We start from the raw sequence: 13,090 nt of genomic DNA, 5'->3' as shown, positions 1-13,090 counted from the left end.
AAAGCAATTGTCAGGTCACGGCTCCCCCGATCGCATCTGCGAATGCTTGAGAAGCGCGCGCTCATGGTCTTGACGACGCGTATAATGATTTTCGATGCAATGCCGTAAGCTTCGTTTCCGCATTACCATGAAACAATGCCGTTGCAAGCTCAAGAAAATTACTTGCCGCGAAATTTATCGTCTCGCTGGCCGGAATAAAATGTCGCGCCGAATCCGCTCTCTAACTCATCCCTCAGACGAAAAGGATTTGGAGCACAAATCAGCCTCCTATCGCTGCCTTGTGCTCCTCGGCTCCGCCCGTGACCGATGGGAACAGCCTGGCTGTCTCGGCTGCCGGAGCTGGATAGCCGAACGCATAGCCCTGCAGGCCGTCGCAACCCAGCTGCGCCAGCACGGCGGCATGTGCCTCGGTCTCGATGCCCTCGGCGATCACCTCGACATCGAGCGCCTTGGCGATTTCGACGATTGATCCCACCACGCGCCGCTGCTCGTCCGAGCTGACGACCTCTGCAATGAGTTGCCGGTCGATCTTCAGCCGCTTCGGCCGCAGCTTGACGAGGCCGATGAGCGAGGCATGGCCCGATCCGAAATCGTCGATCTCGATGTCGACGCCCATCTGTTTGATGTCATCGATATGATCGAACATCTTCTCGTCGCTGTCGTCGAGGAAAATCGTCTCGACCAGCTCGAACACGATTGCTCCCGGCGGAATATCGAGTTTCTTCAGCTTGCCGAGCAGCGCCGGGTCTGCGAGACGCGACGCCGAGATGTTGACGGCGATGCGCGGCACCACAAGACCGCGCAACTGCCAAGACTGCCGGTCTTCGAGAACGCGTTTCAGGATCGCCGCGTCGATCTCCGCCGCAAGTCCGTGCTCGTCGGCGATCTTCAGGAATACGCCCCGGGGCGAGTACTCCCTTCTCCGGATGCCTCCAGCGCGCCAGCGCCTCGAAGCCGATGACCTCGCGCGTGCGGGCGTCGAGTTGCACCTGATAGTAGGGAACGATCTCGCCGCGCTCCAACCCGAGCTTGAGCTCTTCGGCCAGGCGACGCTTGGATCGCAGATCTTCCTGCAGTTGCCGCGTGAAGAATTCGATGCGGTTGCGTCCAAGCTTCTTGGCCTGGTAGAGCGCCAGGTCGGCTTCGGCCAAGAGGTTACGTGCCCGCCGGTCGCCGCTCCATGAAACGCCGATCGAAGCACCCGATTGCAGCATCTCCTGGCCGAAACGGATCTTCTTGCGCAGCCGCCGCTGAACATCCTCTGTGATCAGCTTCAATTCGGCTAGATCGGCGAAATTGACCAGCACGATAACGAAGTCATCGCCGCCGACGCGCGCGACCATGCCATTCCCGGGAATGGCGGCGGCGATGCGGAGGGCTGCGGCCCGAAGCACGACGTCGCCTGCCGCATGCCCGTGACTGTCGTTGATCTGTTTGAACTGGTCGATGTCGAGATGCAGCACGCCAAGCGTCTCGACGCTCCGGTCAACCGGCAGCTCCGCCAGCCGCTTGTCGAGAAGGCGCCGGTTGGGCAGGCCGGTGAGATAATCGTGATCGGCGACATGCTCGATCCGCGCATTGCTTTGCTCAAGCGCCAGCGCCCTCGCCTCGGCCATCATCTTCTGGCGGGCAAGCTCGGCGTTGAGTTCGACGTCGGCCGTCACATCCCATTCGGCGCCGATGAAGGAGGGCGCGCCCTCCGCATCCGCATAAAAATGCGCCCGCGAACGAAGGTGGCGGATTTCACCGCTCGGCAGCACGATTCGGAATTGCGAGTCATAGGCGCCCCGCGCGGCGATGGCCTGCTCGAAGTCACGTTCGGCTCGCTCGCGATCGTCGGGATGGATCGCATTCGACCAGAACCATGTCGGCACTTGCCGGCATGTCTCGCCGGTCTCGTAGAGCCGGTGCATCTGCGCGTCCCATAGTATCCTGTCAGTCGCGATGCTGTGTTCCCAGACGCCGATCCCGGATGCGTCGAGAGCGAGTTCGAGCCGGCGCAGAAGATCCTGAAACTCTTGTTCGGATCGTGTGGCTTTATTTCTTGGCAACACGGTCTCAGCCTTGGAAGCTTGCATAATTGGAATATGGTCTTCGGGCGGCATTAAGGAAGCCTCGTCTCCAGGCTCGAACGAAGGACGAGGTGAAATCTTGGTTACGACTTTCCCTTTTTGGATCAAAGCTTTTGCGTTTTACCGCAGCGCCAGGATCAGTGGTTATGCCTCGGTGGCCTTTTCGCGATTTGGCGGAATTCCGCCGCCCCTTCCAGAACAGCGCCGTCCGCTAACTGCGTCACCGTGCGGCGGTAGATCCGCTGCCACGGCGTCGCATCCGCCGGCACCGGCGGAATACCCTCCTCCTTGCGCCGCAAGATTTCGGCGTCATCCACCAGCATGTCACAGCGCCCGTGGTTGAAGTCGATGCGGATGACATCACCCGTGCGAAGCCACGCGAGGCCGCCGCCGGCAGCACTCTCCGGCGAAGCGTTGAGGATCGAGGGACTGTCGGCAGTACCCGATTGACGGCCATCGCCGATCGTCGGCAGGCTGCGGATACCGCGCTTCAGAAGATGGTCCGGCGGCTGCATATTCACGACCTCTGCCGACCCCGGCCAGCCGAGCGGCCCCGCGCCGCGGATCACCAGGATCGTATTCTCGTCGATGCCGAGAGCGGGATCATTGATGCGGAGATGATAATCTTCCGACCCGTCGAAGACCACTGCTTTGCCCTCAAAAACGCCTTCCCGGCCGGGCTCCTGGAGATAGCGCCTGCGGAAATCCTCCGAAACGACGCTCATCTTCATGATGGCGAAATCGAAGAGATTGCCCTTGAGAACGAGAAAGCCCGCCCGCTCCTTCAGCGGCTCGTCGAATGGCCGGATGACCTGGCGGTCGCTCGCCTCCCGCCCTCTCAGGTTCTCCGCCATCGTCCGGCCTGTCACCGTGCGACAGTCGCCATCGAGCTTTCCGGCCTGCAGCAGCTCCCACATGATCGCCGGCGTGCCGCCGGCGCGATGATAACGCTCGCCGAGATAGACACCGGCAGGCTGGACATTGGCCAAAAGCGGGATGTCGAAACCATGAACCTGCCAGTCGTCGGCATGGAGTTCGACGCCGGCGTGCTTGGCCATCGCGGCCAGATGCGGCTGCGCATTGGTCGAGCCGCCGATTGCTGAATTGGTACGGATCGCATTGAGGAAAGCCGCTCGCGTCAGGATATCCGATGGCTTCAGATCCTCGAACACGATCTCGACGGCGCGCCGTCCGGTGCGATAAGCCATCTGGCCTCGCTCGCGGTAGGCGGCCGGAATGGCGCCGCAGCCGGTGAGCGACAGGCCGAGCGCCTCGGCCAGCGCATTCATCGTCGAAGCCGTGCCCATCGTATTGCAGTGGCCGACGGATGGAGCCGAGTCGAGCGCCGCCTGCAGAAACTCCTCCCGATCGATCTCACCTGCCGCATATTTCCGCCGCATCCGCCAGATCACCGTGCCAGAGCCGACCAGCTCCCCCTCGTGCCAACCATCGAGCATCGGTCCTCCGGAGAGCACGATCGCCGGGATATCGACCGTTGAGGCGGCCATGATCGCCGAAGGCGTGGTCTTGTCGCAGCCGGTGGTCAAAACGACACCGTCGAGCGGATAGCCGTAGAGGATTTCGACAAGGCCGAGATAGGCGAGGTTGCGGTCGAGGGCAGCCGTCGGGCGCTTGCAGTTCTCGAATATCGGATGTGTCGGAAATTCGATCGGAATGCCGCCGGCATCGCGGATGCCGTCGCGCACGCGCTTGGCAAGCTCCATATGCACCCTGTTGCAGGGGGTAAGGTCGCTGCCGCTCTGGGCAATACCGATGATCGGCTTGCCGGAACGCAACTCTTCCGGCGTGATGCCGTAATTCATGAAGCGCTCGAGATAAAGCGCCGTCATGTCGATATGATCGGGGTTGTCGAACCAGTCCTGCGAACGCAGGCGGCGTTTCATCCGTTGGCTGTCCGTCATCTTGTCCTCCCGACCGGCCATTTTCTCTCGAAGTCGAGAAGCTGGCCGCCACAGTCCTTCTCACATCTCCCGCAAGAGCTCCAGGCCATGCCGGCCTCGCGTCCAGATGGTGGAGGTGAGGCCGCGCCGATCCACAGAGCTGCTATCCGTCTTTGATAGTCCCCTTGCCCATGGTTGCAACCGTTTTGATGGACGTAACGCATTTTTATCGGGTGTCCTAAAAACGATACGGGCGAGAACCGAAGTTCCCGCCCGATTTACTCGACAAAGGAAGGTTGGATTTGCGTTATTCCGCGGCGAGCCGGATGACCTCGGCCTCTTCTTCCTTGTGTTCATCCGGCTTGTGCTGGACAAGCGGGCGATTGCCCGTCATCCGCCGCAAGAGCACGTAGAACACAGGCGTCATGAAGATGCCGAAGAAGGTGACGCCGATCATGCCGGAGAACACCGCGACGCCCATGGCGGCACGCATTTCCGCACCGGCGCCGGTCGAGACGACGAGCGGCACGACACCCATGATGAAGGCCATGGAGGTCATGAGGATCGGGCGGAGACGCAGGCGGCTGGCTTCGACCGCGGCCTCCCGCGGCGTTCTGCCTTCGAACTCCAGTTCACGGGCGAACTCCACGATGAGGATCGCGTTCTTCGCCGATAGACCGACAAGGACCACGAGGCCGATCTGGGTGAAGATGTTGTTGTCTCCGCCGGTGAGCCAGACCCCCGTCAACGCCGCCAGCACGCCCATCGGCACGATCATGATGATCGCAAGCGGGAGCGTCAGGCTTTCATACTGGGCGGCGAGCACCAGGAAGACGAGCAGCAGCGCCAGCGGGAAGACAACGACGCTCGAATTGCCGGCCAGGATCTGCTGATAGGTCAGATCCGTCCATTCGAAGTCGATGCCGGCGGGCAGGGTCTCGCGCAGGATTTTCTCGATCGCCGCCTGCGCCTGACCGGACGAGAAGCCCGGCGCCGGACCGCCATTGATATCGGCAGCCAGGAAGCCGTTGTAGCGGTTGGCGCGCTCCGGACCTGTGCTCGGCTCCACCTTCAGCAGCGCCGACAGCGGGATCATCTCGCCCGACGCCGAACGGACCTTTAACTGGCCGATATCTTCCGGCTGGGCGCGGAATTTCGCATCGGCCTGCACCCGGACGCTGTAGGTGCGGCCGAAGGCATTGAAGTCGTTCACATAAAGCGAACCGAGGTAGATCTGCAGCGTCTGGAAGACGTCGGTGACGGAAACTCCAAGCTGCTCGGCCTTGGCCCGGTCGAGATCGGCATAGAGCTGCGGCACGTTGATCTGGAAGCTGGAGAACAACCCGGCAAGCTCAGGCGTCTGGTAGGCCTTGGCAAGCACTGCCTTGGTCGCCTCGTCGAGTGCTTGGTTCCCCAAGCCGGCGCGATCCTCGATCTGCAGCTTGAAACCGCCCGTCGTGCCGAGACCGTTGACCGGCGGCGGCGGGAACATGGCGATGAAGGCATCCTGGATGACGCCGAACTTCTGGTTCAGCGCCATGGCAATGGCACCGCCTGAGAGATCAGGCGTCTTGCGCTCTTCGAAATCCTTCAGCGTCACGAAGACGATGCCGGCATTGGACGAGTTGGTGAAGCCGTTGATCGACAGGCCTGGGAAGGCGATCGCATTGGCGACGCCAGGCTGGGCGAGCGCGATGTCGGTCATGCGCTTGATGACGTCTTCGGTGCGGTCGAGGCTGGCGGCATCCGGCAGCTGAGCGAAGCCGATCAGGTACTGCTTGTCCTGGGACGGTACAAAGCCGCCCGGCACTGTGGTGAACATGCTGTAGGTCGCGCCGACCAGCGCCAGATAGACCACCATGACGATGCTCTTGCGCGACACCAGGCTGCCGACACCCTTGCCATAGGCATTCGAGCCCGCGCCGAAGACACGGTTGAAACCGCGGAAGAACCAGCCGAAGATCGCGTCCATGAACCGCGTCAGCCAGTCCTTCGGCGCATGATGGCCTTTCAGGAGAAGGGCTGCGAGCGCCGGCGACAGGGTGAGCGAGTTGAAGGCCGAGATGACCGTTGAGATCGCGATAGTCAGCGCGAACTGGCGATAGAACTGTCCCGACAGGCCGGAGATGAAGGCGAGCGGCACGAAAACCGCGACGAGCACCAGTGCGATCGCGATAATCGGGCCGGAGACCTCCTTCATCGCCTTGTAGGTGGCGGCTCTTGGCGACAAGCCTTGTTCGATGTTGCGCTCGACGTTCTCGACGACCACGATCGCGTCGTCGACGACGATGCCGATCGCGAGCACCAGACCGAACAGGCTGAGCGCGTTGATCGAGAAGCCGAAGACATACATGACCGCGAAGGTGCCGATGATCGATACCGGCACGGCAATCAGCGGGATGATCGAGGCGCGCCATGTCTGCAGGAACAGGATGACGACGAGCACGACGAGTGCGACGGCTTCGAGCAGCGTGTCGATGACCTTCTCGATCGAGGAGCGCACGAATTTCGTCGTATCGTAGACGATCTCGTATTTCACGCCCTGCGGCATCGCCAATTGCAGCTGATCCATGGTCGCGCGCACATTGTCGGCGATCTCGATCGCGTTCGAACCGGGTGCCTGGAGCGCGGCAACGGCGACCGCCGGCTTACCATCAAGCAGCGAACGCAGCGTGTAATCGGCAGCGCCGAGCTCGATGCGGGCGACGTCGCGAAGTCGGGTGATCTCGCCATTGGCGCCCGTCTTGACGATGATGTTGCCGAACTCCTCGGGCGTGCGCAAGCGGCCCTGGGCATTGACGTTGAGCTGCAGGTCGACGCCCGGCTGGCTCGGCGACGCGCCGATGATGCCGGCAGCGGCCTGGACGTTCTGCGAGCTGATGGCGTTGCTGATGTCGCTGGCGGCGAGATCATGCTCGGCCGCCTTCTGCGGATCGATCCAGACGCGCATCGAATAGTCGCCGGCGCCGAAGACCTGCACCTGACCGACGCCTGGGATGCGGGCGAGCCGGTCCTTGATATTGAGGGTCGCGTAGTTGCGAAGGTAGGTGATGTCGTGACTTTCGCCGTCGGAGACGAGATTGACGACCATGATGAAGTCGGGCGAGCTCTTGACCGTCGTGATACCGAGTGCACGGACTTCCGCCGGCAGGCGCGGTTCGGCCTGCGAAACGCGGTTCTGCACGAGCTGCTGCGCCTTGTCGGGGTCGGTACCGAGCTTGAAGGTGACGGTGACGTTGAGCACGCCGTCCGACGTCGCCTGGCTCGACATGTAGAGCATGTCCTCGACGCCGTTGATCTGCTCTTCGAGCGGTGTCGCCACCGTTTCGGCAATGACGCTCGGATTGGCGCCGGGATAGGTGGCGCGCACGACGACCGACGGCGGCACGACGTTGGGATATTCGGAAATTGGCAGCGCCCGCAGGCCGATCAGGCCGGCAACCACGATGAGGACCGAAAGGACACCGGCAAAGACCGGGCGGTCGACAAAGAATCTGGAGATGTTCATATCAAAGCCCTCTCCGGGGTGAACATGGATGCAAAGTCCCTGTCCGGCGGGCGAGACGCCGCCGGCGGGTCATGTGATTTCAGGTATGGCCCGCCCCTGCAGGGGCAGGCGGAATCCCTACTGAGCGGTCGCGACCTTCTCTTCCATCTGGGGTGCGACGACGGCGCCGGGACGAATGCGCTGCAGACCGTTGACGACGATTTTCTCGCCGGCGTTCAGGCCGCTTTCGACGACGCGCTGACCGTCAGACAGCATGCCGAGCTGGACCTGCCGATACGCGACCTTGTTCTCGGCGTCGACGACGAAGACGAACTTCTTGTCCTGGTCTGTACCGACGGCGCGGTCGCTGATGACGATCTTGTTCTCGGCCTTCGGCTGGCCCATGCGCACGCGCACGAACTGGCCGGGGATGAGACGCCCGCCCGGATTGTCGAAGACGGCACGCACGCCGATCGTGCCGCTTGATGCATCGACCTCATTGTCGATCAGCTGCAGCTTGCCCTTGATAGGGGTGCCATCGTCGGCGAGCGTGCCCACCTCGACAGGGATCTGCTCGACGGCAGGCAGAGCGCCGTCGGTCTGCGGCAACTGGGCAAGGGCGCGCGTCACCATCTCCTCGCTGGCGTTGAAGCTCGCATAGATCGGATCGACCGAAACGAGCGTCGTCAGTTCAGGCGAGGCCGATCCGGCCGCAACCAGGTTGCCGGTTGTCACCTCGATCTTGCCGATGCGGCCGGAAACCGGGGCCCGCACCTGCGTATAATCGAGATTGAGCTGGGCCGACTGTAAGGCGGCCTGTGCCGAACGCAGCCCCGCCTGAGCCTCGGCCAGCGCGCTCTGGCGCTGATCGAGATCGCTCTGGGAAATGGTGCGGTTGTCGGAAAGCCTGCGGCCGCGGTCGAGTTCGGTCTGCGCCAGGCTGACCTTGGCTTCGGCCGAAGCGACCTGGCCTTGCGCCTGCGCCACGCTCGCCTGGTAGGGAGCTGGATCGATGGTGAAGAGCAGGTCGCCCTGCTTCACCAGCGCTCCCTCACGGAAAGCCACCGACAGGATGGCACCTTCGACACGGGGACGAACCTGGACACGATCCACCGCTTCGAGGCGGCCGGAGAAGCTCTCCCAGGCCGTCACGTCACGCGCCGCGACGACGGCAACCGTCACCGGCACAGCCGGAGGCTGCGCGGGCTCGGATGCAGCCGTGGCGGTTCTGCTCATCGGCAATTCAAAAAACAATGCAGCGCCGGAAACGGACGCAATGACACTTATGCCGGCACCCACCAGGGCCCAGCGCTTGCTTCTGGACGTCATCAGTACTCTCCTTGCGGCCTCGAGCCGCCGAAATATCAGATCTTCTTCAATGCAATTGCGGTTGGACGCTTACGTCCTGAAGGAAACTTCCGAAATGGCGGCTGACGTGTTCCTGCCAATCGGACGCTTCCCCGGATTTCCCACCATAAATCGAAGCCCAGCCCATCCCGGCGGGAAGAACATGCTGGCGCACACCGACACCGGCCTTTTTCAGGCGGGCACCGTAACCGATTGTTTCATCGTGCAGAGGATCGTCCTCCGCGGTGAATATCAGTGCCGGCGCGACGCCTGAAAGACGCGAACAGAGGCAGGGCGCCGCATAGGGATGGCAGCCGCCACCGCTCAGATAATGACTCCAGCCCTCCGTCCAGCGCTGCCGCATGCCGATGGCTTCCGCCTTGCGGATGGAGGAGGTGCCCATGAAGGGATCAAGCAGCGGCGAAATCAAAACCTGGCCGTCGAGCGCATCGGGCAACTGGTCACGCGCCTTCAGCGCCACACCGGCGGCGACATTGCCGCCTGCCTCCTCACCGGCGACGAAGAGCAGCGACTTGCGGTCGCCGAGACCGGCAGCACGTTTGTTGGCGAGATAGCTGAAAACGGAGAAGGAAACTTCCAATGCCTGCGGAAACATATTGTCGGAGAGGCTGCTATAGTCGACGGCAGCGACGATGGCGCCCGCCTTTGCCAGGCTCATAGCCACCGGCCGATCGACGTTGGCCTCACTGTCTAGAAATGCGCCGCCATGCAGGTATAGCACGATCGGCGGACCTTTACCGTAATCGGCGCCCTGGTAAATACGTGCTGAGACGGGGCCGATGGCCACCTTGTCCAGCATCATATCTTTCCACTCCACCGTCATGATTCCGGTCGCTTTCCGCATCGGAGCAAACAGCGCCGTCCGCCGCTTGCATTTTCCAAAAAAAAGATATTGTTATTCAGCACAGGGAATAAGAAGCGATATCGCGATTACACTGTTCCGATTCTCGAATAATGGTGCAACGCAAACTGCGGACTTGAAACCGATGGATCAGCTCTCGGCAATGCGCGTCTTCATCCGCGTCGTGGAGACGGGCAATTTCACCCGCGCCGCCGACATGCTCGCCATGCCGAAGGCCACGGTGACCAATCTCATTCAGGGCCTCGAAGCGCATCTGCGCACCAAGCTTCTGAACCGCACCACGCGCCGGGTCATGGTGACCACCGACGGCGCGCTATATTACGAACGTGCCGCCCAGATCATCTCCGAGTTGGAGGAACTCGATGGCAGCCTCTCCAACTCGCAGAGCTTGCCGAGCGGGCGGCTGCGCATCGAGATGAGCGGCGCCTTTGCTGATGCTATCGTCGTTCCGGCACTTTGTGACTTCTACCAGCGCTATCCTGACATCCGTCTGGATCTGGGGGTCAGCGACCGCACGGTGGATTACCTCGTCGAAAACGTCGATTGTGCACTGCGGGCCGGCACTCCCACCGACCAGTCGCTGATCGCCCGGCGCGTTTCGGAGATGGAGCTCGTCACCTGCGCTTCGCCGAGCTACATTCAAAAATTCGGCATGCCCGAACGGCCCGAGGATCTGGAGGCCACGCACTATTCCGTCAATTATTTCCGCGCCCAGAACAACCGGACGCTGCCCTTCGAGTTTCGTCGGGGCAATGAAATGGTCGAGACCACCCCGCGCTGCATTGCCTCGGTCAACGACAGCCGGACTTATCTGACCGCGGCACTGACGGGGCTCGGCGTCGCACAGGTGCCGACCTTCATGGCGCGCGAACCGATGCGGCGGGGCGAGCTCATCCGCGTGCTGCCGGACTGGCGCCGCGATCCGGTTCCGCTCTACGTGGTCTATCCGCCGAACCGCCACCTTAGCAACAAGGTGCGCGTCTTCGTCGACTGGCTGGTGAAGCTCCTGGTCGATGCCAAGCTTAACGACCATTGAGCGGCCAAACAAAAACGGCTCGGAAGGCAAGGGGGAACCTTCGACGAGCCGCAATATTGGAACATCGGGCCTGTCGCGCCCAGAGCGGGCGCGGCAGGCTCTGGAGGTTCGCGAGAGAGCGTCAGGGAACTCCGCTCTCTCGCGATAGATTAGTTATAAGCACTCTCCACCAGATTGTAAGAGGAAAAACCTACAAGCGTCGTTCACATAATCGCGATGGCGCCTTCGTCAGATCGCACCGCCATTGGCGCGCAGTGTCTGGCCGTTGATCCAGCCGCCGTCCGGGCCAGCAAGGAAAGCGACCGCGGAGGCGATGTCCTCCGGCGAGCCGAGGCGCTCCAAGGGGTTCATCTTCGCCATGCGGGTGACGAGTTCCTCCGTCTTGCCGTTGAGGAAGAGATCGGTGGCCACCGGCCCCGGCGCGATGGCATTGACGGTGATGTTACGGCCGCGCATCTCCTTGGTCATGATGGCCGTCAGCGTTTCGACGGCGGCTTTGGTGGCGGCGTAGACACCGTAGGTTTCGAGCTTTAACCCGACGATCGAGGTCGACAAATTGATGATCCGGCCGCCGCCACGCAGGCGCCTGGCCGCTTCCCTGAGCGTATTGAAAGTGCCCTTGAGATTGACGGCGATCTGCCGATCGAAACTGGCGTCGTCAGCTTCGGCGAGAGGCGACAGCATCATGATGCCGGCATTGTTGACAAGCACATCAACGCCGCCGAAGGCGCCTTCCGCGGCATCGAACATTCGTCGGACGGCTTCAGCATCGCTGACATCAGCCTTGGCCGTCAGCGCCCTGCCGCCGGCCTGCTCGATCACCCGGGCCAGATCCTCCGCCGCAGCGGCACTTCCGGAATAATTGACGACGACGGTGAACCCGTCACTGGCAAGGCGTCTGGCGACTGCCGCGCCGATACCCCGGGAAGCGCCGGTGACCAGTGCGACCTTGCTGTTTTCGCTGGAAGCCATTGTTCTTCTCCCTCTGCGCCGCAGCGCGTTTTCGATGAAAAGAAGATGGGCCTTTTTCTTTGGCGGATAATCGTGCATTCTTCGGCATCACTATGCGGAAAATGCGAACAAATAAGATGGACAGATTCGATGCCATGCGTGTGTTCTGCCGTGTTGTGGAGCGCCGCAGCTTCACCCTCGCAGCAGAAGACACGGGAGTGCCGCGCTCGACCGTTACCGATGCGGTCAAACAGCTCGAGGCTCGCCTCGGCGTGCGCCTGCTCCAGCGCACGACGCGCCATGTCAGCCCGACGCTCGACGGCGAGGCCTACTACCAGCGCTGCCTGTCGATCCTCGCCGACATCGAGGATGCGGAAGGGGCCTTTGCCGGCGCCAGACCGAAAGGCCCGTTGCGCGTCGATGTGCACGGCACGCTCGCACGCCATTTCGTGCTTCCCAGCCTACCGTCCTTTCTGGAGACCTATCCGGAGATCGAGTTTTACATGAGCGAAGGCGATCGCCTGGTCGATCTGGTGCGCGAGGGCATCGATTGCGTGCTGCGCGTCGGCACGCCTGCCGACAGCGACATGGTCATAAGGCGCGTCGCAATGCTTGATGAGGTCACGCTCGCCTCTCCCGCCTATATCGCCGCCCGCGGCCTGCCGCAGCATCCGGACCGGCTTGCCGGCCATCGCATGGTTGGCTTCCACTCGAGCAGCACCGGCGGTCTGTTGCCGCTTGAATTCACCATCGGCGGTGCGGCACGCAACATAACCATTCCCGCGACGGTCACGGTCAACGCGGCCGAAAGCTATGTTGGGGCAGCGAGGATGGGCCTCGGCCTGATCCAGATCCCCCGCTACCACGCCGAAAAAGACCTTTCCGACGGCACGCTGATCCACGTGCTCCAGGATTTTCCGCCGAGCCCGACGCCGGTCTCCCTGCTCTACCCCCGCAACCGCCAGCTTTCCCCGCGCGTGCGCGTCTTCATCGATTGGCTGGCGAAGGTCTTCGCTCGACAAAACTCCAAAAACACGCTTTGCTAATATAAGCGTTTTGGGGGAAGAACCATGGCACTCAGCGATATCACCGTCTACCAGACGGAAGACGGCTTCGTCGTCGAATTCGGCGGTGAAGGCGAAGACAGCGTTGCCGTAACGCTGCGAAGCGCACCCGAACTGACATTGGAAAACGCGGTCCCGCGTGCCAAGGCCCTGCTTGCGGCAGCAACCGGATCTGCCCACGGCGACGGCGCGCGCAGCAAGGATCCGGCCCTTCTCGAAGAGGAACTGGAGGAGGGCCTGGAGGATTCCTTCCCGGCAAGCGATCCGGTCTCCGTCACTGTCTCCTCGATTCCGATGCGCGATCCCAATGCCGCTCGCTGACGCCTGTCCGAAGCGTGATGCGGTTTCG

At 62.2% G+C, this 13,090-nt stretch carries 8 protein-coding genes and 1 pseudogene; 3 read left to right on the top strand and 6 right to left on the bottom strand.

The genetic code is table 11. The annotated features are described in order from the left end of the window. Positions 1–259: 259 nt before the first annotated feature. From GA0061105_RS22250 to GA0061105_RS22230, 5 genes and pseudogenes are all read right to left on the bottom strand, one after another. Positions 260–2,078, bottom strand: a pseudogene (locus GA0061105_RS22250) (putative bifunctional diguanylate cyclase/phosphodiesterase). Positions 2,079–2,209: 131 nt separating this feature from the next. Further along, positions 2,210–3,994, bottom strand: coding sequence for an IlvD/Edd family dehydratase (locus GA0061105_RS22245; RefSeq protein ID WP_064695537.1), 1,785 nt, complete (start codon positions 3,992–3,994; stop codon positions 2,210–2,212). A gap of 286 nt (positions 3,995–4,280) precedes the next feature. Further along, positions 4,281–7,481 (bottom strand): efflux RND transporter permease subunit, encoded by a 3,201-nt coding sequence (locus GA0061105_RS22240; RefSeq protein ID WP_064695522.1) that lies wholly within the window; start codon positions 7,479–7,481, stop codon positions 4,281–4,283. Positions 7,482–7,598: 117 nt separating this feature from the next. Beyond that, positions 7,599–8,789, bottom strand: a complete 1,191-nt coding sequence (locus GA0061105_RS22235; protein ID WP_092752890.1) for an efflux RND transporter periplasmic adaptor subunit — start codon at positions 8,787–8,789, stop codon at positions 7,599–7,601. Positions 8,790–8,835: 46 nt separating this feature from the next. After that, complete coding sequence (locus GA0061105_RS22230) at positions 8,836–9,651, bottom strand: alpha/beta hydrolase (protein WP_092753005.1); 816 nt, start codon at positions 9,649–9,651, stop codon at positions 8,836–8,838. Between the two features lie 163 nt (positions 9,652–9,814). On the opposite strand from GA0061105_RS22230, the gene GA0061105_RS22225 reads away from it, so the two are divergent. Continuing rightward, positions 9,815–10,726, top strand: a complete 912-nt coding sequence (locus GA0061105_RS22225) for a LysR family transcriptional regulator (RefSeq protein ID WP_064697499.1) — start codon at positions 9,815–9,817, stop codon at positions 10,724–10,726. A gap of 228 nt (positions 10,727–10,954) precedes the next feature. Here the strand turns inward: GA0061105_RS22225 and GA0061105_RS22220 are convergent, their stop codons facing one another. Further along, the gene (locus GA0061105_RS22220) at positions 10,955–11,698 is read right to left on the bottom strand and encodes an SDR family oxidoreductase (RefSeq protein ID WP_064697505.1); all 744 of its coding nucleotides are present in this window, start codon (positions 11,696–11,698) and stop codon (positions 10,955–10,957) included. A 116-nt stretch (positions 11,699–11,814) separates the two neighbouring features. Here GA0061105_RS22220 and GA0061105_RS22215 point away from each other — a divergent pair, with 116 nt between their 5' ends. Together GA0061105_RS22215 and GA0061105_RS22210 are read left to right on the top strand one after the other, a co-directional pair. Beyond that, positions 11,815–12,723 (top strand): LysR family transcriptional regulator, encoded by a 909-nt coding sequence (locus GA0061105_RS22215; protein ID WP_092752888.1) that lies wholly within the window; start codon positions 11,815–11,817, stop codon positions 12,721–12,723. A gap of 24 nt (positions 12,724–12,747) precedes the next feature. Continuing rightward, positions 12,748–13,062, top strand: a complete 315-nt coding sequence (locus GA0061105_RS22210) for a hypothetical protein (protein WP_064697497.1) — start codon at positions 12,748–12,750, stop codon at positions 13,060–13,062. Positions 13,063–13,090 lie beyond the last annotated feature (28 nt).

Source organism: Rhizobium aethiopicum (assembly GCF_900094625.1).
Taxonomy (GTDB): Bacteria; Pseudomonadota; Alphaproteobacteria; order Rhizobiales; family Rhizobiaceae; genus Rhizobium; species Rhizobium aethiopicum.
The sequence above is the reverse complement of the archived record's forward strand: the minus strand, read 5'-3'. Positions and strand labels throughout refer to the sequence as shown.